This window comes from Actinomycetota bacterium (genome assembly GCA_014360655.1).
GTDB lineage: Bacteria > Actinomycetota > Geothermincolia > Geothermincolales > RBG-13-55-18 > JACIXC01.
Genome location: JACIXC010000006.1, coordinates 59,118 through 78,488, shown reverse-complemented (window position 1 = coordinate 78,488; position 19,371 = coordinate 59,118). Strand labels below are relative to the sequence as shown.

Sequence of the window (19,371 nt, the reverse complement as noted above, 5' to 3'; positions counted from 1 at the left end):
CGGCGGGACTCTTACTCCGAACGATACGTTAGATCATACCCTTCCCGTGCGCCCCCCAAGCCCGGCGCCGGCCGGGCGGCCGCTTTCGTGGGCACTGACTTCGCCGCGCCGCCCCCCCGTCCCACTTTCCGCGCCGGGAACGGGAACCCGCCCTCACTCAGTCCTCGAACGCCCTGGCCTCGGGAGCCGCCGGGGCGACCAGGCACTTGAAGACGTTCAGGCGGTTGAGCTGGTTGGTGCCCTCATAGATCTGCAGCAGCTTGGAATCCCGCAGGCATTTCTCCGCCCGGCGGTCCTGCCGCAGGCCCGCCTGCCCCATGAGTTCCAGGGCCAGCTGGCAGTTCCTGATGCCCAGGTCCGTGCCGGCTACCTTGGCCAGGGACGCCCAGCCCGAGGCGCGCTGGGCTTCCTCTTCGCTCTGGCCGTCCACGATCAGCTTGCGGTACACCCTGGTGGTCACGTCCCGCTCGTTGGCCGCTGGCATGACGCGGTCGAACACGGCGGCGGGCATGGCGTGATGGTAGTAATAGAGGGGCTTGAAGCTGAGCAACCTTGCCATGCCGTACATGCTGTTGGAGAGATTGGCCTCCATGTAGGAGAGTCGGGCCAGGGAGGCGTTCTTGTACATCTCCGCAAGCAGGCACTGCACCCACTCGTGGTTGATGAGCGGCTTTCCTCCCACTTCCGTCTCCCGCGCGAACTGCAGGGCCAGCTCGTAGGCCCCCCGCGCCACCCCGGCCCCCATGGCGCCCACGCCGGGGCGTGTGGCGGAGACCACGAAGTCGATGAGCTGCATGCCCAGCTCCCTGGGGGTCCGCTTCCTCCCCCTGGCGTCGGAAGCCGAGACGAGGAGGTTCTCGTCCGGTATGAAGCAGTCCTCGAAGACCAGCTCGCTGGCCGGGCATGCCTTCTGCCCCATCTTCTTCTCCATGCGCCCGAAGGAGAATCCCGGCGTGCCGTTCTTTACGGCGAAGGCGATCATGGTCTCGTCCGGCCTCTCCAGGTCCTCGTAGGCAAGGAGCATGTGCCAGGTGGAGAGGTGCCCGTTGGAGATGAATATCTTGCGCCCGTTGACCACGTAGCCTCCCTCCACCTTGCGGGCATGACAGCGCACCCTGGCCCGCGCCAGCAGCTCGACCTCCTCGGCGTCCGTGCCCGCCTCCGGCTCCGTCACCGCCCCGGAAACCAGGCACGGCTTCCCGGTCCTCTCCCCTTCCGCCACCTCGCGGCTGATCTTGTCGATGAGCCGGATGTTCCAGGTGGCGGCGAGGATGGAGAAGCCGAAGTAATGTACCCCGATGAGGTTGGTGATGGCCAGGCATTCCGAGGCCAGCTCCTCCACGAAGGGGGATATGCTGGTGAGGCTCCACCCCTTGCCGCCGAAGAGCTTGGGGATCCACATGGTGAAAAAGCCCCAGCGGTTGGCCTCCTCCACGAACTCCCAGGGGAGGTAGGCGGGGTCCTCCTGCATCTTGCGGTCCAGTTCCAGGGTATAGTGTCGCGCCACCTCTCGGTTGAAGCGCCGTGCCAGGGCCATGGCCTCGCGGCATTCCCTGACCACTCCTCTGGGAAGCTTTTCCATGGCCACCAGGCCGTTCATGACGTCTATGAAGCGGGGCTGCTCCTCCAGGAGCCGCGCGGAACCGTTTCTCCTCAACATCGCCTGCACCTCCTTTAATCCCAGGGAGATTCCCCTTCCACGATGCGGCGTATGTAGCGCAGGCGGCGCAGCGGCACCATTCCCAGCAGGGCCTGCAAGTGCTTGGCATCGCGGAAGCGCTTCTCCTGCCCGTAGTCCTGCATGTAGCCGTTGCCTCCCAGGAGCTGGATGCCGTCGCAGGTGACCTCCGCGGCCTCCTCCTGCACCGCGAGGGCGGCGGCGCGGGAGGCCAGCTCCCATCCCGGCTCCTCCCCGTCCACGGCACGGGCGGCTTGCCGCACCAGCATCTCCGCCGTCTTTCCGCGAACGGCCATGGAGGAGAGGATCATGCGCACCTCCGACCAGTTGACGATCTCCCTTCCCCCCTGCATCCTCTGCCGCGCGTAGTCCAGGGCCGTCTGGAAGGAGCCCTTGATGACCCCGCAGGAGGCGGCCGCGGCGGCGACGCTCAGGCGGTCCGCGGCGCGCTCGAAGTACTCCTCTCCCCTGCCCGTCTCCCCGACCTGCTCGCCGGCTGCCCCGGAGAGGGCGAGGTCCACCGCCGGGCAGGCATGCAGACCCAGGCTGAGGACGGGTTCGCCCGCCTCCACGCCGTCAGCGGCGAGGTCCACCAGGAAGAGGGAGAAACCCTCCTCTCCCTCAACGCGGGCGGGAAGCAGGGCGCGGGAGGCCAGGTTTCCCAGCACCACGTACTCCACCTTTCCGGAAAGGAGCCACCCGTCCCGCCCTCTTGCGGCCGCGAGGGAGGGCGGGGTGTCCCCGGGGTTGTGGAAGGAAGGGAAGGCGAGCAGGGCGTCGCGGAGGGATCCCGCCCCGGAGAAGATCTCCCGCAGCCTCTGCGAGGCGCCCGCCAGCCGCATGAGCTCCTGCGCCAGGGCCACGGTGAAGACGGCGCCTCCCAGGCTGGCGTCCTCCCGGCATACCTCCTCCAGGACCAGGCAGAGGGCTCCCACCGGCTCCGCCGCCCCTCCCAACTCCTCGGGAAGGAGGATGGAGAAGAAGCCCACCTGCCGCGCCTTCTCCAGCACTCCTTCCCAGGGGGGAGCGAAGGGGTAGTGGTCCCTCTCCTCCCTCTCCTCCACCAGCTCCTTAAGGGCGAAGTCCCGGGCCATGCCGTCGAGCAGCCGCAGTTCCTCGCTCAAGCCTGCCTTCATGCCTATCACCCCTCTCTATTCCAGCCTCTCCATCCTTATGCCGTTCCTTATGCCGTGCCTTAAGCCGTGCCCCGCGCGGCGCCGCCTCGACGCGCGGCGCGCCTCGCTTCACGGCCCGCCCCAGGTCATCGGTCTACTCTTTCCAGAATATGGATGCACATGGCGGCCTCCCCCATGCCGATGAAGCCGCCCCCGTTCTCCGCCAGGGCGACGCGCGCCCCCTCCACCTGGCGGGGCCCCGCCTCCCACCGTAGCTGCGTCACCAGCTCGTGCACCTGGGCGAGGCCCGAGGCCCCGATGGGGTGCCCCCGGCATTCCAGCCCCCCGGACGTGTTCACGGGGAGCTTCCCTCCCAGGGCGGTGGCCCCGGATTCGGCGAAGGGGCCCCCTTCGCCCTCGGGGCAGAAACCCAGCTCCTCGTACTGCAGGAGCTCCCCGAAGGCGGTGGCGTCGTGCACCTCGGCCACGTCGATGTCCTGCGGCCCCAGGCCCGCCATCTCGTAGGCCACCCTGCTCAGTCGCTTGCCTATCGATTCCAGCCCGCTGTCGGGGAGAGCGCCGGAGGCCAGGGTAGAGGCCAGGATGCGCACCGGCCGCGCCTCCGGATACTTCGCGAGGGCCCGCCGCGAGCAGAGCAGGGCGGCGGCGGCCCCGTCCCCTATGGGCGCGCACATGGACCTCGTCAGGGGATAGGCCACCAGGACGTCCTCCAGCACCTCCTCCACGCTCATGTCCCTCTGGTACTGCGCCAGCGGGTTGAGGGAGCCGTGGTGGTGGTTCTTGGCGGCGATCACCGCCAGCTGCCGCTGCGTGGTGCCGTGGGCCTTCATGTGCATGCGGGCCCCCATGCCGTAGACGTCCATGAAGGCGGAATGACCGCCTTTCTTTTCCCTGCCCTCCGCCTTGGCCTCCCTGGCCTTGCGCGCGGCGTCGGCCTGGAAGGCAGCGATGATGTTGCGGGCGAACTCCACGTCCATCCCGGAGATGAAGCCCTCGAAGACCTTGGCTTTGTCCTCGGGGAACCACATCTTCTCCACCCCCACCGCCAGCACCAGGTCGAACTGCTCCGCCTTGACGCTCAGCCAGGCCTCGCGCAGGGCGGTGGAGCCGCCGGCGCAGGCGTTCTCCACGTTGACGATGGGGATGCCCTGGATGCCCAGGGGGGCCAGGGCCACCTGGCCCCGGATGCAGTGCTGGCCGGTGTACATGCCCCACCCGGAATTGGAGAACCAGGCCGCCTGGATGTCCTCCTTCCTCACCGGCACGTCATCGAAGAGCGCCGCCATCGCCTCGGCCACCAGCTGCTTGACGCCCTTTTCGGCGAACTTGCCGAAACGGATCATGCCCACGCCCAGGATATAGACATCGTTGCCCATCGGTCCTCCCTTTCTCTTCCCTTCATCGTTTCATCTCATCGTTTCATCGCCGCGAGATACCTCGCCCTCTTGCTCCCCGGCGGGACATCCCCGTCCTCGCTCGCGGCGCCGCGGCGTTTCGCCGCATCCGCCGCCCGCATCCGCCGCCCGCGCCCTGTCCGCCGCCCGCATCCGCCGCCCGCGCCCGGCCGGCGCCCTCCTCGCGGCCATCGCGCCTTGAACCCCCCGCGGGTGGTTTCACCGCCCGACGGCCTGCGCGTCGTAGGTATCCGGGGTCACTCCCTGCCTCTCCAGCTCCCTCTTGATCACGCGGTGCGTCTCCGTCTTGGGAAGTTCTTCCAGGACGCGCCAGTAGCGCGGCACGGCGAACCTGGCCAGCTTGTCGGAGAGGAAGGAGCGCAGTTCCGCGGGATCCAGCTTCCTGCCCTCGACGGGGACCACTACGGCCATGATCTCGTCCTCCGCCAGCTCGGAGGGCACCGCGAAAACGGCGCACTCCAGGACGTCGGGGTGCTTGAGGATGGCCTGCTCCACCTCGTAGGCGGAGACGTTCTCCCCCTTGACGCGCATGGACTCCGTGTTGCGGCCCACGAAGTAGTAATATCCTTTCTCGTCCGTGTAGACCAGGTCGCCGGTATAGAGCCAGCCGTTTCTCACCTTGTCGCTGGTGGCGTCGGGGTTCTTGTAGTATTCCACCGAACCCTTGCGCTCCCCCACGTAGCATATGAGCTCTCCCGGGGTTCCCGGCGGCACGTCGTTACCGTCGGCGTCTATGACGCGGCACCTGGCCCCCAGGGGCTTGCCCATGGAACCCACGGGGGCTGTCCCGAAGTTGGTGATGAGCACGCCGCCACCGTCCACGGCGCCGTAGCCCTCGAATATCTTCAGGTCGAAGCGCTTCTCGAAAGCCTCCCACATGTCCGCCGGGCATCCCGCGGAGAGCACGAAGCGCACCCGGTTGTCGCGATCCTCCGGTCTCTCGGGCTGTTTCATGAGGATGGGCATCACCGCCCCCAGCCCGTTGAAGGTGGTCGCGTTGTACCTCCTCACCTCGTCCCAGAAGCGGCTGGCGCTGAACTTCACGCCCAGCGCCACCTGGCCGCCGCAGTGCATGGCGGGCGTCACGGTGAGGAAAAGGGCGTTGGCGTGAAAGAGCGGGTAACAGGTGTAGGCGATGTCCCTGGGCCCGGTGAGCAGCCGTCCGACGATGGAGATGGCCTTCACGTTGGAGGTGTTGTAGCGGTAGACGACCCCCTTGGGAAGGCCGGTGGTACCAGAGGTGTACATGATCACGCAGAGATCCTCGGGGTTGTAGCTAACCGCGGGGCGGGAGGGATCGGAAGCGGGCCCGTAGGCTTCTTCCAGGTCCACCGCGTCGCCTGCAAGCACGAAGTCTTCCGGCGCACCCTCGCGGTTGACGATGACTCTCCTCACCTTGTCCAGGCGGCCGGCCACCGCCCGGTAATACGGCAGGAGGTCGTGGTCTATGACCACCATCGACGCGTCGGAATTGTCCAGCACGTAGGCCAGCTGGTCCCCGCGCAGGGCGACGTTCACCGGCACGGCGTACATGCCGATCTTTTCCAGGCCAAAGAACACGTCCAGCCAGCGGGGCGAGTTCTTCATGATGATGGCCAGCCCCGTTCCGGGACCACCGCCGAGGCGATGCAGGAAATTGGCCACGCGGTTGGCGTTGAGGTCCATCTCCCGGTAGGTGAAGACGCGGTCACGGAAGTGCAGGAAGGGCCGGTCCCCGAACCTGGCAGCCTTCTCCTCCAGCAGGTCGGCGTGGGACATGTCGCGGGCCAGCGACAGGCCCCGCGCCCTGGCGATGCTGCGCAGGTTATCACGCAGGGTCCCCCGCCGGTACTCGTCCGCCAGGAACAGGGCGAGGGAGCGGAGAAGCCGCCAGGCGACCCAGGCCCTGCGCAGGTACATCTTCCTCTCCTCGGAAGTCATAGCACCACCTCTTTCATCACCTCTTCCTCCCCGCGAGGCATGCGGCCGCGGCGAGGTTCGCGGGGCTCCGCCGAGTTCCCCGCACTCAGGAAAACATGGGCGCCATGTATTTCTCCATGAAGGCGGGGTCCTGCACCGCCTCCTCGTCCATCTCCGCCATGAGTATGAGGGTGAAATATCCCCCAACGAAAAACCAGGACCCGATGTGGGGGTCGATGTTCGCCTTCAACTCCCCGCTCTCCTTCGCCCTGCGGATGAGGTCCTCCACCGCCTCCCGGTTGAGGGTGAAGAAGGACTCCAGTTCCTTCATGAAATCCTCGTCGTAGGTGTTGTTGAGCACGAAGGCCAGGAACTTGCGCATGCTCGGGTTCTCCCGTATGAAATCGAGGTAGCTCTGCCCCACCCGCTTCAGGGATTCCAGGGGCCGGTCGCGGCACTCGCGGTAGATGGCGTTGTAGCGCTCCATGAGCATGTCCTCGATGTAACGGCAACAGGCCAGGAAGAGCTCCTTCTTGCTCGGAAAATACTTGTAGAGGGTGCCCTCCGCCACTCCCGCCTCCCTGGCCAGCATGGCCGTGGTGGCCTTCTCGTAATTGGTGCGGGAGAAGACGTCGATGGAGGCCAGGATGATCTCCCGGACGCGGCCTTCCCTGGACGCCTTCTCCTCCCTCGGCCCCTCGTCGCGCACGTCCATGACGTCCGTGTGCTCCTCCGCCAAACCCGTCTCCCTCCCCGTTCCTTTCGCTTTCACCATGATCGTTCTCCCCCTTGCTCCCCTGACTCCCCGATCACAAGCGCCGCTTCTCCCTCTGCGTTCCTTTCCCGTACCGTGCGCGAGACCATGCTGCGCGGTCCCGGAAGCGGCACTTCCCGCCGAACCTCCCCTTGCCGCTCGACCCGCCTTTGCCGTTTACCCGCAGCTTCCGCTTCGCGCACCCGCACACCTTCTCCCGCACCCCCGCCGACCCGGGATGCCCTCACCCTGAACGATGCGTCAATGATGCGTCCACGGGCGGAAAACAACGTTTACATACGCCCCGTACGGGCAACCGGCCACAGCCTCGCGCGCTTCCCCGATTCATGAAAGTGAGCGCTCACTCACCAATGTTGATAATTATATCCCCCCCTCTTCTCCTGTCAACCCTCCGCAAGAGTCCCCTTGAAAGAGATGCTCCGTTGAGATCGTGCTTGAAGGCGGAGGGACGAAGGGGCACGCGCCAGCGTCCCCTTCCGGGAACGGCTCTCACGGGGCGGGCACGCACCGTGCCCGCCAGCCAACCGCCGCATGCCGGCAATCGCCGGGACCCGGCTCCGTCGTGATCACAACAAGCGAGTCAGGGCACGCGTGGGGTCAAGGCATGAACGGGGTCAGGGCACGCGTGGAGCCGGACCCCGTCCAGGTTCGTGGGGTGCCGTCCACGTTCGAAAGGGGCACCGGGATGATTCAAAAGGCGGCAACGGGGCCCGACCCCGGGTTGTTGCCTTCAGGCGTAGAGCTCCTGCGCCTTGCCGGCCACGATGCGCACCAGGTCCTCGCCGCGCGACACCGGGAAGACGTCGTAGCCGACCCGGCGGATCAGCTCCGCCTTCTCGCTCTGCTCCTGGTCGATGAGGAAGACGGAGCCGGAGTTCTCGGGGTGCGCCTGCAAGGCCTCCCCCAGGTAGAAAGAGGCCTCCACGATGTTGGTGATCTCGGTGTCCGAGATGAGGCAGAAGTGCTTGGGGCGGTGGGGCTCCAGCGACGCCAGGCGCCGGAATTCCTGCACCGGGAAGACCGTGCCTCCCCCGTAATAGGTCACCAGCCCCTCCTCCACCCTGCGTATGTCCCATACCGGGTCCACCACCAGCGAGCGCTGCTGGTCCGAATAGACCACCAGCCCCACCTTGGCTCCCAGGTTGCCGGCGCTGCGGGCCATGACGAAGCCGGCGAGCACGGCGTTGGACACCTCCGTGGAGGGGTTGGTCATGGAGCCCGAGGCGTCCATGATGATGATCACGTCCGGCGGCGTCCTGCGCCGGGCGACCACGTCCATGCGCACCTTCTCCCACTGCTTGGTGGTCAGGGTGGGGACCGCCTTCCCCGCCGTGTAGAGGGTGTAGGGCAGGTCCAGGCGCTCGAAGGGGTCGCCCATGCCCCAGGAGAGGGGGGCGTGGGGCACCTCCTCGCCCGCCTCGCTCTTCACGGGCTGGAAACGCACCTCGTAGCGGCGGGAGAGATCGCGGTAGTACCACACCAGGGCCTGCGTCTCGCTGCCCGCGCCCAGCCCGCCCACTAGCTCCTTGAAGTCCTGCATCCCCATCTCCAGGGCCAGGGAGCGGAAGACCTCCTCCGGCGAGCGGGAACGCAGCTCGTCGATGCCGTGCTCCATGAGGCGGCTGTCGTCCATCTCCGACGGCCGCTCGTAGTACCTGTGAAGGTATCCTACCAGCAGGCGCACCTTCTGTTCCCATCCCGCGGCGGCAAAGGGGCGGTCCAGCACCCGCGCGGCCAGGCGGCGGGCATCCTCGCGCATCTCCTCGGGCACCTTCCCGATGAGCGCGCCGGGCGCCTCCCACATCTCCTCGAAGCAGCAGAGCAGGAATTTCCATATCCTGGTCTGCTTCCAGCCCTTGGCACGGTCCAGGGAGCGGTAGAGGGATATCATCTCCTCGCGCATGCCGTTGCGGGCGGCGTAGGTCACGTTGACCATGTCGCAGAAGAGCCGCTGGATGGACATGGCCTCCTGGAAGGTGACGGGGCGCCCGCGGTCCTTCACCTCCTCCAGGGCCAGCTTTGCGGAGGCGGTGAGGCGCAGGGCCGTGCGCATGTCGAAGGGGGCCAGGGCGTAATGGAGCAACTGGTAGACGAGGATGCCTTCCAGGTTCTGTATGCCGACCTTTTCCAGGACCTCGGGGACGTTGATGTACACGCGGTTCTCGGAGGGCTCCCAGATGCCGAACTCGTCCTTCAGCCTGGGGCCGTGCGGGTGCGAGGCGGGGTTGAGCACCAGCTCGGGGTCCATGATGCGCGGGTACCCGCAGAAGGCGCGCGCCCTCTCTACCGCCTCGTCCAGGTCCACTCCCATGATGCGCATGTGTCCTCACCCCGCCGCCGTGACGGTTCGTGAACAACGCGAACGGCGTGAACGCCGCGGCATGGCGTCCGCCTCACCTCCCCGCGCCGCCAGCCAGCTCCCGGTAGACCTGGCGTAGCATGGTGGCGATGGGGTACTTGGCCGGCGAATCGTAGTTCTTGAGCGAGTGCAGGGCCTCCATGACCAGCCCCGCGTCCACCCGCTCGCCGCGCAAGGCGCGCTCGTAAAGGTCGAGCACGCCGTCCAGCGTCTTCACCATGCGCCGGCTCTTCAGGTAGTGGTTGCGCGAGGTGGCGAAGAGGTCCTTGACCAGGGCGATGCGGTCGTTCATGAACTCGGGGCGCTCCGCCCAGGCGCGGTCGGTGGGGATGAGCTTGAACCAGAGTACGTAGGGGACCACCGCCTCCACGTCCTCCAGGCCGGCCTTATCCCTTCCCCGGAACCAGGCCAGGGCCTTGGTGTAGCGCTCGATGGTCTTGCCCGCCCGCACGCTCACCTCGTTCTCCGTCTTGTAGCAGATGTTCTCCGTGTTGTGGTAATGGCAACCCCCCAGGTGCCCTCCTCCCGGCGGCCCGCCGTCGTCCACCTGGGCGCAGAGCACGGGAGGCTTTACGAACCAGGCGAATCCCTTGCTCTTGCGCTCTATGTCCGGGGAGGCCAGGGCGCAACCGTTCAGCTCGGAGATGAAGTTGTAGAGGATGTACAGGGCCTCGGGGTCTATCTCCACCGCGGCGATCTCACCGCGTATGGCCTCGAAGTCCTCCCTGGTGAGCTCCACCCCCATCTCCCGGCGCAGCCGCGCCACCAGCGCCTCCTCGTCGCCGGTGAGCTTGCGGTCCTCGCCTCCCCCCGCCATCTCCAGGAAGTAGGGGTTGAGGGTGGGCGCGAAGACTCCCACGTCTATGCGGTCCAGGAAGGGCGGCGTGAGGTCGGAGGAGGCCACGTCGCGGAAGTTGGCGGTGAGGAAGGTGGCGCCCTCCGCGGCGTAGATCTTGCAGTCGCCGTAGACGGAGAAGCCGCGGTCCATCATCTCCAGGAGGTTGTTGGTGCGCCCGGGGGTGAGGCGGTTCACCTCGTCCACCATGCGGAAGGGCGAGAGCATGAACTTGCGGGGGATGACCTCCTCCTCGCCGTCCCGCATGAGCTTGCCCAGGTGGGGACGGCCTATCATCTTCTCCTCGGTGAGCTCGTGGTGCCCGTGGATGGTGGCCTCGTGTATGGCCTCCATGACCTTGAAGCCCTCGCGCCCGTCTCCGAAGGTCTCCTCCAGGAGGGTGCCGTGCACGAAGGCCCCCACGAACTCCGCCGAGGTTGTCTTCCCCGAGCCCGGCGAGCCGTAGAGGATCATGGTCCCGTTGCGCAGCACCGCGGTGAGCAGGGCGAAGAGGAGGGGAGAGTTGTAGCTCTCCTCCGCCAGCACGATGGCCTCCGTCTCGTTGAGGTTGAGGGGCACCTCCCTCTGCTCGTGAAAGCGCACGTCGTGGTTGAGGTTGATGTACAGCCCGCTGTCCTCGATGGCCCGGTAGATCTCCCGCAGCTTGCGGCTCAACTCGCTCATCGATCTTACGTCTCCTCCCTCGCCTTCGCCCGCCACGTCATTTTTCCCGTGCCTTTCTCTTCCGCACCCGCTTGCCTCCCATAACTGGATTTTACCTTATCCGGAAGAGGGGTGGATAACATCGGTCAATGGCGTTGGCAGCCGGAGACCATCAGTGGCGGAGGCGCGGAAGTGCTTTCCGGTGGAAGCGGGGGGCGATCAATCCAGGGCATCGTATCGCGGCAAGTAAAACTGCCAGCTTGCCTCCCCGGCAGTGCCCCGTGATATTACCTTGCGCCGTGGAGGGGAGGCATACCCGCCCCCGGCGGGAAAGGGGCGAGGTGTGCGCCGCGCGAGCCTCAATCCTCCCCCGTTTCTCCCATGTGTTCATCCAGGCATTTTTTACCAGGCTCCCCGGCGGGGTGCTCGGCGTTTCCCTCCGGCCCTTCCCGCGGCTCCCCGCCGGACTCCCAAGCGAGGTCCTCACCTTCCCGCCTCCCCGCCTCCTCCAGTCCCGAGAGAAAGCTCACCGCCGCCCTGGCTTCCTCTGCTGGAACGACCACCCGGGCCATGCCCAGCGGTCCCGCGTATGCGGGAGCGGGGAGGTCGGCCCACAGCAGGGGGTGGAACCCCTCATCCCGCAGGAGGTTCACAACGAACTCCGCCTCCATCCTCTCCCCGGCGAAGACCACCTCCTCCGGCGGCCTGCGACGAAACGAACCGAAAAATCCCAAGGTACCCACCTCCCGCATGCCGAGCCTCTCGGCCCGCTCTCCATCCCCAGACGGACGACGCGACCGGCGCGCCGCCGGGGGCCCCGCTCCCCGCGACGCACGCTGCCCTCATCGCGAAGCTGGAAGGCCGCCAAGTACGCCGCCGCTGTCCAAGACGCCGCCGCCATGGAAGACCCCGGCAACAATCAAGATATTTTCCCCCGGAAACGATCCCGGTATGCGCGTTTCCCGCCCTCCCGGCGGACCGCGGCTGCCGCATCCCGGAGAACCGCCCGCTTCCGTGCAGGACAAACACGGCGTCAACCGCTATCATGCCATGGAGGCCCACCGTCTCCATCCATATTTTACCATCCACTTTACGCCGGGGAGCGACCCCTTTGCGCTAACGGTGGGTCTCTATCATCAGCCTGACCACGTCGCGGCTGCTCCTGCGGGGCCCCAGCCCCAGAACCTCGCGGGTCAGCGTATCGGATATGGTCCAGCGGTAGCGGATGAAGTCCAGCATGCCCGATGGCCCCTCGATGAGCGGGGCGCGCAGCTTCCACAGGAGGTCGACGGCCGGGTAGGCGACCGCGGGCGGCAGGGGGATGATGCGCTTTCCCGCCAGCTCCGCTATCTCCTTCACGTTGACGGTCCCCTCACCGCAGGCGTGGAAGAACCCCTCCTCCTCCAGCTCCAGCACGCGCATGAAGACCTCGGCGGCGTCGTCCTCGTGCACGAACTGCATCTCCGGGCGGTCATCCCCCACGGCGGGCAAGAAGGGCAACCGGACAATGAAGCGGGAGAGGTAGTTGTCCACGTTGGGCCCGTAGACGATGCACGGCCGCACCAGGGCCACCTTCACCCCGGGGTGATCGTCCTTGAACAGGCGGCAGATCATCTCCACCTCGTACTTGTCCGAGGCGTACGTGTAGTTGGTCATGCGCCGGGGGTGATCCTTCTCCGTCAGCCACTCCGGGTTGTCCGGAAAGGCCCCGAAGGCGGAGCTGGAGGAGGCGATGACCAGGTGCCCGGCGCCACAGGCGGCCGTGGCGGCGAGCACGTTGCGGGTGCCGTTCACGTCGATATCGTGCATGAGCCCGTCGTCGTGCAGTGGATTGACGATGAAGGCCAGGTGGACAACCTTCTCCACCTCGTTGCGCACGAAGAGGTCGGCCAGGCGGGGATCCCGCACGTCCAGGCGATGGAAGTCCATCTTCGGGGTCTGGTACCGCGGGGGGTTCAGGTCGATCCCCAGTATCCTTGAGACCCTGTCGCTCCCGTCCATGTAGTGGAGCAACCTGGACCCGATGTAACCCGAGCAACCGGTGACGGCGACGACGGACATGGCCATACCTCCCTCCCCGAGTGACTCCTGCGGCGGGGTGCACCGACCTGACCCCTTTCGGATAATATTATCACGAAGGGACCCTCCTGGTTCCCGGGGAGGGGAGAGAGGCGCCGCGTCGCTTTTCCCGGCGAGGCGGTTCCCGGACGGCATGCGGAGGAGCAAGGGAACGAGGCGCGGAAAGGGGTGTTGGAGCATGAAAGCTCTGGTCATGGGGGGAGGGATGTCCGGCCTGGCCACGGCCGTCAACCTGCTGGACCTGGGGCTGGAGGTCGAGCTGGTGGAGGCGGAGGGGATCTTCGGGGGGCGCGCCAGCTCGTGGAGGGACGAGGACGGCGACTTGATCGACAACGCCCTCCACGTCTTCTTTCCATATTATGCCAACGTACTCCAGTTCTTCCGCAAGCTGGGCATCGAGGAAAACATCATATGGAAGCAGAGCGAGTTCTACTACATGCAGGAGGGCGGTAGGGAGGCGGCGCTGCGCTTCCCGGCCCTGCCCGCACCCCTGCACGCCGCGGCCGCCTACTTCGCGCTGCTCAGGTCATACCGGGCCGTGCCCAGGTGGAGGTTGCTCTGCGCCGCCGCCGGCATGGGACGGGCGGTGACTTACTCGCAGCATAGAATGGAAAGGCTGGACGATATGACCTTCGGGCAGTGGGCCTACAGGCTCGCGCCCGCGCAGGCATTCCTGCCCCTTGAGCCGGGCATCAACGGCCTCACCTTCACCCCTTCCTGGATGGTCTCCGCGAAGGTCATGCTCAACTGGTTCCGCAAGGTCTCCGCCGACCCCGACAGCGCCCGCGTGGGCTTCGCCAACGGGGGGCTGGGGGACATCTGGGTGGACACCTGCCTGGAATACATCCGCGAGAAGGGCGGTGCCGCCGAGCCGCGCAGGGCGGTGACCTCCATCAACCTGGAGGGAACAAGGGTGAGGAGCGTGACCGTAAACGGCGAGGAGGAACGAGCGGCGGACCTCTACGTCTCCTGCCTCACCCCCTTCGCCCTGCGCAGGGTGCTTCCCGGCGAGGCCTTCCGCTACGCCTATTTCCGCGATCTCTGGCACTTCCACCGCGCCCCTTCCCTCTCGCTGCAGGTGTGGTTCGACCGCAGGCTCACCGACATCGACGTGACAATATTTTCCAACAACTGCATCTTCAACACCTTCGCGGACCTCTCCAACGTGCTGCCGCACCTCTTCGGCGGCGGCTCCATGTTCGAGATGGTGCTCGCCCCCGCGGACGACATCGAGGGACTGCCGGACGAGATCATCTTCGACATCGCCCTGCGGCAGATACGCTCCCTCTTTCCGACCGCACGTGAGGCCGAGGTGCGCAAGTACAGGGTGGTACGGGAGCGCCAGGGAGTATACCGCGCCTGGCCGGGCATGGAGAGGCACCGGCCATACCAGCGTTCCCCCCTGGACAACCTCTACCTGGCCGGGGATTACACCAGCACCCCCGTGTCCTCGGGCGGCATGGAGGCGGCTATCTGGACCGCCAACCGCTGCGCGGAGATCATCGCCCTGGACAGGCTGGGCAAGGCGCACACCCTCAACGTGGAATGGAAGCCCAGGAGCGGGTTCATCCCCCTCATCCGGCCCGCGGCAAGGGTGGGAGGCGCCGTCGCCCTGCTAGCCCTGGCCAAGAGGATCCTCGGGCGGTCCTGACCGCGCGCCGGCCGGTCTCCCGTAGATGTAGAAAGTGCCCAGCGCCTTGGCCACCAGCTCCCCGCCGCTCCAAACCTCGCATTCCAGTATGGCGATGTGGCGCCGGCGGTCGATGACCCTGGTCTCGCAGACCAGCCTGCCCTCTTTGACCACCCTGAAGTAGGCTATCTTCACCTCCACCGTGGCGCAGAGCTCGTCCTCGCCGAGAAGGGTGTAGAGGGCTCCCCCCATCCCCGTATCCACCATGGCATAGAGGGCCCCTCCATGAAGCACGCCGTGGGGGTTGAGAAGGTCATTCCTCGTCTCCAGCTCGCAGCGGCTGCGCCCTTCTCCCAGCTCCGTGAACCGCAGCCCTATGAGGTCGTCGAAGGGGTTGAACCCCTTTCCATCTTCCGGGAATGGCCTGGACACCGCTCCTCCTCTCCTCTTCGCCGACCACGAGCCCATTATCACACAAGCCAGCGCTCAAACCTTCATAATCGGCAGGAGGCCCATGACCCGCAGGCCGAAAAGCGTCCCGGGCGAGGCCCTTCCGTCTCGGCGACCTTTCACGGGTCCAGGGGCGATAGGAACATTCTTTCCCTGCCTTGACGTAGCTTCGCGGCGTTAGGAGATACGGCTTTGAACATCTGGCATCGGGAACACGGCCAGGGCAACCTCGTCATCCCGGCAGGCGCTCCCGGGTCGTGACGGGCAGCGAGAAGGCTCCTCATCCCCCATGGCGAGCCCCGTGTCCGTGCAAACAACCCAATCCATGGTATAATCACTTCGAAGCGGCTAAGGATACGTGGTATTGTCCACCAACGGGCGACAGCTGGACCAGGACGGATCGGTATCCCGTGTGCTTTTCGCTCTCTCGACGCACGAACAACCGGGGTAGGGTGAACGAGGGGAAGGTAGCGGACGCGTGGCTCACGATGTCTTCATTAGCCATTCCTCCTACGGGAGGAACAAGCTCATCGCCGACGCCATTTGCGCAGAGCTGGAGAAGAACAGGATACGCTGCTGGATCGCGCCTAGGGATATACAGCCCGGCACCTCCTTTCCCGGCGCTATAGTGGAGGCCATCAACAACAGCCGCGTCTTCGTGCTCGTCTTCTCCAACGATTCCAACAGGTCACCCCAAGTACTCAGGGAGGTCGAGCGGGCGGTTCATCTGGGGATCCCCATAATCCCTTTCCGGATCGAGGATTTCCCTCCCAGCAAAGACATGGAATACCTCCTGAGCGCCACCCACTGGCTCGACGCCATCACCCCTCCCCTGGAGAAGCACCTGCATAAGCTGGCGGAAATAGTCCAGGTCATCCTATCGAAGGAAGCGGAGGAGGCGCCGCCCCCATACCTCCCGTCCAAAGAGCTCCTCGTAAGGCCGGCGATGCTGTGGACGGGGGTGGTACTCCTCTCGCTGTGGTTGGGGTGGCAGATAACGGCGCTCTTCGTGGTTCCCGGCGATTCCCGCCTTGCAAGGCTTCTGCTCTTCCTCCTTCTCACCCTGCCGTTGCTTGTCCTAGGCCTCCTATGCCTGAGGCGCGGTCTTTCCAGCGACATGGTACGCGGGCGTCTCGAACCCCCGGTAAGAAGCTGGTGGTGGCTGCTGCCCGCGTCGCTGGGTCTCCTGGGGGGACTCATATCCTGGAGGAAACACAGCCCGAACAGCCGTTACAGAGCTATAAACATGCTCACGGCAGGGATCGTCGTCACCACTCTTTGGTTCATCCCGCCAGCGATGCTGGTGGGGGTGGGACAAGCACCTGCCACGGCGAAAGAGGAGGTGGCCTTCTATAAGGTTGGTGAATGGAAGACCCCCTGGACAGCTTCCGACATATACGTCAGCGGCGACACGGCTTACCTGGCCAACGGCAAAGGGGGGCTTGTGGTGCTGGACGTGAGCGATCCCTCCAACCCCGAGAATATAGGCGTATGCCAGCTCGATAACGCCAAGAGCGTGGTGGTGGCCGGCAACCAAGCCTACGTGATAGAACAGGCGGATATAGAGGGCGGCGAGATGGACTACGGCGAGCTGGTGATGATGGACGTGAGCGCACCATCGGCACCTCGCAAGATCGTGGAGCTCAGATTCGAGGCGAGTGATGGGTTCGGTTTCCTGGGCAACCTCGCGGTCGACGGGACCACGGTGTACATGCCGACCAGCGGCAGATTAGTCCTCTGGGACCTCACCAAGGACCCCCGGTCGATACTGCTGGGCGAGTTCGTTTTCAACTCCAACGTCGTCAACCCGGGGGTTGCCGCCCGCGACGGAATCGGCTATATCATCGCCAACAGGTTGCACGTGGTCGATGCCACCGACCCTTCACAGCCGAAGGAGATCTCCGGGCTCGAGACCGGCTGGGGGTCCGATCTATGCCTCAACGAGAACGTCGCGTATGCGGCTGGATGGGATGAAGGCCTGTTCATAGTGGACATAAGCGACCCTCAACGCATCACCACCCTGGGACGGTTCAAGGAGATACTGGCCAGTTCGGCGGACCAGATATCTCCCACCGCCTGCCGGCAGATAATGGGAGAGGTTGCCGTATCCGGAGATGTCGCATATGTCAGCTACATATATGGTATCGCCCACGAGACGTGGATGGACAGGCTGGAGTGCGGGATAGCCGCCATCGATGTCAGTGACCCGGGCGATCCCCGTAAGTTGGCTGTATATTCAGGTTTTTCGGAGATCACAGGCCTGGCCGCTCTCGATGACTTGGTGTTCGTGACGGATAAGACGCAGGGGCTGGTCATCCTCCGCCTGCAGTGAAACGAGCCGCGGTAACGGCCGTTGATTCTCCACCCGCCCGCACGGCACCCGATAAGAGAGAGGGTTAGACTCTCCGGCATGAGGCTATAATCCTCTTGACGGAAGATAAAACCGAAAGGCGGCTGAGGCGGCAGGTCATGCCCGTTCTGTTCAAGGACCGCGAGGAAGCGGGTTCAAGGCTGGCGGAGTCGTACGTGGGACCGAGGGAGAAGCTCATGGTCCTCGGCATACCGCGGGGCGGCATCCCCGTGGGGTACCGCATGGCCCGGGAGCTGGGCGGCGCCTTCGACGTCCTCGTGGCGCGCAAGCTTCCCATTCCCCACAATCCCGAGGCGGGTTTCGGGGCCATCGCCCCCGACGGCTCCCTCTATCTGAACGAGGAGATGATGCAGCACCTGCGCCTGCCGCCCGAACAGGTGAACGACATCGCCTCGCGGGTGCTGGTGGAGGTGCGCAGGAGGGTGAAGGCTTACCGCGGCGACCGTCCCTTTCCCGATCTCGCGGGGATGAACGTGATCCTCACCGACGACGGGCTGGCCACCGGCTACACCATGATCGCCGCCGTTGAGATGGTGCGAAAATTCCATCCCGCCAGCGTGGGCGTCGCCGTTCCCGTGAGCCCGGACGGGACCGCCCGCAGGATCAGGCCGCTGGTGGACCACTTCCACTGCCTGCACGTATCCCACCACTACCCTTTCGCCGTCGCATCCTTCTACCGGGACTTCCACGACCTCAGCGACCGCGAGGTGATGAGATACCTGGGAAAGAACGGGGGACGAGATGAAGAGCGGCTTCCCTGAACGGCAAGGGGGTTTCAACCCCTTCGGGGAACTGATCGGCCTCACCTTCAGCGCTTGCGGGGAGGGCAGGAGCCGCTGCGAGCTGCCGGTGCGGGAGGAGCTCTTCAACCCCCACGGCGTGCTGCACGGCGGCGTCATCTACTCCATGGCCGACACCGGCATGGGAGGCGCCCTCTACTCCATCCTCGCGGAGGGAGAGCTCTGCGCCACGGTGGAGATAAAGATAGCCTACCTCGCGGCCGTGAGCTCCGGCACCCTGGTGTGCGACACGCGCGTGCTCGAGCGCAGGTCGCGCATCGCCGTGCTGGAGTCCGAGGTCGTCAACCTGGGTCCGCAAGGCGACCGCCTGGTGGCCAAGGCCCTGGGGACCTACTACGTCTACCGCCGGGACTGAAGCGGCCTCGAAGCCGCTTTTCGCGGGCAACGCTCTTCACGGAACACGAGGAAAAGGCGGAGCAAGGCCGCATCCCCTCACGCCCGCAGGAGGCGGAGGAAGAGGCGGGCGTCCTCCAGGGCGTAGCCGTACGCGTCGTTGTTGAAATAGGCGTAGACGTCCCGCCCCTCGCGCAGCAGGCGGCGGGCGTAGGAGGCCCATTCCCCCAACTCCTCGCGCGAGTACTTGGACCCGTAAAGGACCCTGCCGCCGTGGAAACGCAGAAAGGCGAAATCGGCGGTGGCGCGACGCACCTCCGGGAAGGAGGGGGAGCTGGCGGCGCAGAGGGCGCAGTTCGCCTCCGCGAGGATGCGGTATATCTCGGGCACAAACCAGGAGGGATCGCGGAACTCGAACGCGTAACGGTGCCCCGGAGGCAGCGAGCGCACGAAGTCCCGCAACCTTTCCGGCGCCGCCTTCCAGCGCGGGGGCAGCTGGAAGAGAATGGGTCCCAGTTTCCCCTCCAGGGCGGCGGCGCTCCGCAGGAAGCGCGCGAGCGGCTCATGCGGGTCCCTGAGCCTCTTCACGTGCGTGATAAAGCGGTTCGCCTTGACGGCGAAGGTGAACCCTCCGGGGGTGCTCTCACGCCAGGAAACGAAGGTCTCGCGCGACGGCAGGCGGTAGAAGGAGTTGTTTATCTCAACGGTGTCGAAATGCTCGGCGTAGAAAGAGAGCCATTCGCCGCTGCCGAGGCCGGGAGGGTAAAAAAGGCCCTTCCAGTGCTGGTAATGCCACCCCGAAGTGCCTACCCGCAGCTCGGCCAAGCCCATCATCACCCCTACGGACCCGTGAAACCCCGCACGGGGGAGCCGTGCGCACGGGCGAGAGATGCCGCCCGCGGACCCCGCGCGTGCTCCCCTTCACCCCCCTCGCCACACCCGGCGTCA

At 65.8% G+C, this 19,371-nt stretch carries 15 protein-coding genes; 4 read left to right on the top strand and 11 right to left on the bottom strand.

The window, feature by feature from the left end; translation table 11 throughout:
• Positions 1-157: 157 nt before the first annotated feature.
• The 9 genes from H5T73_06020 to H5T73_05980 form a co-directional block, all read right to left on the bottom strand.
• On the bottom strand, positions 158-1,660 hold the full coding sequence (locus tag H5T73_06020; GenBank protein MBC7247316.1) for an acyl-CoA/acyl-ACP dehydrogenase: 1,503 nt from the start codon (positions 1,658-1,660) through the stop codon (positions 158-160).
• A gap of 14 nt (positions 1,661-1,674) precedes the next feature.
• A complete protein-coding gene (locus H5T73_06015) occupies positions 1,675-2,823 on the bottom strand; it encodes an acyl-CoA/acyl-ACP dehydrogenase (protein MBC7247315.1) in 1,149 nt (382 codons plus the stop codon).
• A 116-nt stretch (positions 2,824-2,939) separates the two neighbouring features.
• The gene (locus H5T73_06010; protein ID MBC7247314.1) at positions 2,940-4,190 is read right to left on the bottom strand and encodes a thiolase family protein; all 1,251 of its coding nucleotides are present in this window, start codon (positions 4,188-4,190) and stop codon (positions 2,940-2,942) included.
• A gap of 237 nt (positions 4,191-4,427) precedes the next feature.
• Positions 4,428-6,128, bottom strand: a complete 1,701-nt coding sequence (locus H5T73_06005) for an AMP-binding protein (GenBank protein MBC7247313.1) — start codon at positions 6,126-6,128, stop codon at positions 4,428-4,430.
• Positions 6,129-6,234: 106 nt separating this feature from the next.
• Positions 6,235-6,903 carry a TetR/AcrR family transcriptional regulator gene (locus H5T73_06000; protein MBC7247312.1) on the bottom strand — a complete coding sequence of 223 codons (669 nt, stop codon included), beginning with the start codon at positions 6,901-6,903 and terminating at the stop codon, positions 6,235-6,237.
• A 730-nt stretch (positions 6,904-7,633) separates the two neighbouring features.
• Complete coding sequence (locus tag H5T73_05995) at positions 7,634-9,223, bottom strand: hypothetical protein (GenBank protein ID MBC7247311.1); 1,590 nt, start codon at positions 9,221-9,223, stop codon at positions 7,634-7,636.
• A gap of 73 nt (positions 9,224-9,296) precedes the next feature.
• Positions 9,297-10,781: a hypothetical protein gene (locus tag H5T73_05990; GenBank protein MBC7247310.1), complete on the bottom strand. Its 1,485-nt coding sequence runs from the start codon at positions 10,779-10,781 to the stop codon at positions 9,297-9,299.
• Between the two features lie 338 nt (positions 10,782-11,119).
• On the bottom strand, positions 11,120-11,494 hold the full coding sequence (locus H5T73_05985; GenBank protein MBC7247309.1) for a hypothetical protein: 375 nt from the start codon (positions 11,492-11,494) through the stop codon (positions 11,120-11,122).
• Between the two features lie 382 nt (positions 11,495-11,876).
• Positions 11,877-12,827, bottom strand: a complete 951-nt coding sequence (locus tag H5T73_05980) for an NAD-dependent epimerase/dehydratase family protein (GenBank protein MBC7247308.1) — start codon at positions 12,825-12,827, stop codon at positions 11,877-11,879.
• A 190-nt stretch (positions 12,828-13,017) separates the two neighbouring features.
• On the opposite strand from H5T73_05980, the gene H5T73_05975 reads away from it, so the two are divergent.
• Entirely contained in the window at positions 13,018-14,490 is a 1,473-nt protein-coding gene (locus tag H5T73_05975) for an FAD-dependent oxidoreductase (GenBank protein MBC7247307.1), read from the top strand.
• Here the strand turns inward: H5T73_05975 and H5T73_05970 are convergent.
• Positions 14,455-14,901, bottom strand: coding sequence for a PaaI family thioesterase (locus H5T73_05970; GenBank protein ID MBC7247306.1), 447 nt, complete (start codon positions 14,899-14,901; stop codon positions 14,455-14,457). The genes H5T73_05975 and H5T73_05970 overlap by 36 nt on opposite strands.
• A gap of 496 nt (positions 14,902-15,397) precedes the next feature.
• On the opposite strand from H5T73_05970, the gene H5T73_05965 reads away from it, so the two are divergent.
• The 3 genes from H5T73_05965 (at position 15,398) to H5T73_05955 (ending at position 18,445) form a co-directional block, all read left to right on the top strand.
• Positions 15,398-17,251, top strand: coding sequence for a TIR domain-containing protein (locus tag H5T73_05965; GenBank protein MBC7247305.1), 1,854 nt, complete (start codon positions 15,398-15,400; stop codon positions 17,249-17,251).
• A gap of 137 nt (positions 17,252-17,388) precedes the next feature.
• Positions 17,389-18,051, top strand: a complete 663-nt coding sequence (locus tag H5T73_05960) for a phosphoribosyltransferase (protein MBC7247304.1) — start codon at positions 17,389-17,391, stop codon at positions 18,049-18,051.
• On the top strand, positions 18,032-18,445 hold the full coding sequence (locus H5T73_05955; protein MBC7247303.1) for a PaaI family thioesterase: 414 nt from the start codon (positions 18,032-18,034) through the stop codon (positions 18,443-18,445). The genes H5T73_05960 and H5T73_05955 overlap by 20 nt, the downstream gene beginning before the upstream one ends.
• A 77-nt stretch (positions 18,446-18,522) precedes the next feature.
• On the opposite strand, the gene H5T73_05950 is transcribed toward H5T73_05955, so the two are convergent.
• Positions 18,523-19,254 (bottom strand): DUF72 domain-containing protein, encoded by a 732-nt coding sequence (locus H5T73_05950; protein MBC7247302.1) that lies wholly within the window; start codon positions 19,252-19,254, stop codon positions 18,523-18,525.
• Positions 19,255-19,371: the final 117 nt, after the last annotated feature.

Excerpts from the sequence above, each read along its gene's own strand:
- H5T73_05995 (MBC7247311.1), bottom strand. The coding sequence starts at position 9,223 with ATGCGCATCATGGGAGTGGACCTGGACGAGGCGGTAGAGAGGGCGCGC.
- H5T73_06000 (MBC7247312.1), bottom strand. The coding sequence starts at position 6,903 with ATGGTGAAAGCGAAAGGAACGGGGAGGGAGACGGGTTTGGCGGAGGAG.
- H5T73_05960 (MBC7247304.1), top strand. The coding sequence starts at position 17,389 with ATGCCCGTTCTGTTCAAGGACCGCGAGGAAGCGGGTTCAAGGCTGGCG.
- H5T73_05990 (MBC7247310.1), bottom strand. The coding sequence starts at position 10,781 with ATGAGCGAGTTGAGCCGCAAGCTGCGGGAGATCTACCGGGCCATCGAG.
- H5T73_06010 (MBC7247314.1), bottom strand. The coding sequence starts at position 4,190 with ATGGGCAACGATGTCTATATCCTGGGCGTGGGCATGATCCGTTTCGGC.
- H5T73_06020 (MBC7247316.1), bottom strand. The coding sequence starts at position 1,660 with ATGTTGAGGAGAAACGGTTCCGCGCGGCTCCTGGAGGAGCAGCCCCGC.
- H5T73_05955 (MBC7247303.1), top strand. The coding sequence starts at position 18,032 with ATGAAGAGCGGCTTCCCTGAACGGCAAGGGGGTTTCAACCCCTTCGGG.
- H5T73_05950 (MBC7247302.1), bottom strand. The coding sequence starts at position 19,254 with ATGGGCTTGGCCGAGCTGCGGGTAGGCACTTCGGGGTGGCATTACCAG.
- H5T73_06005 (MBC7247313.1), bottom strand. The coding sequence starts at position 6,128 with ATGTACCTGCGCAGGGCCTGGGTCGCCTGGCGGCTTCTCCGCTCCCTC.
- H5T73_05980 (MBC7247308.1), bottom strand. The coding sequence starts at position 12,827 with ATGGCCATGTCCGTCGTCGCCGTCACCGGTTGCTCGGGTTACATCGGG.
- H5T73_05975 (MBC7247307.1), top strand. The coding sequence starts at position 13,018 with ATGAAAGCTCTGGTCATGGGGGGAGGGATGTCCGGCCTGGCCACGGCC.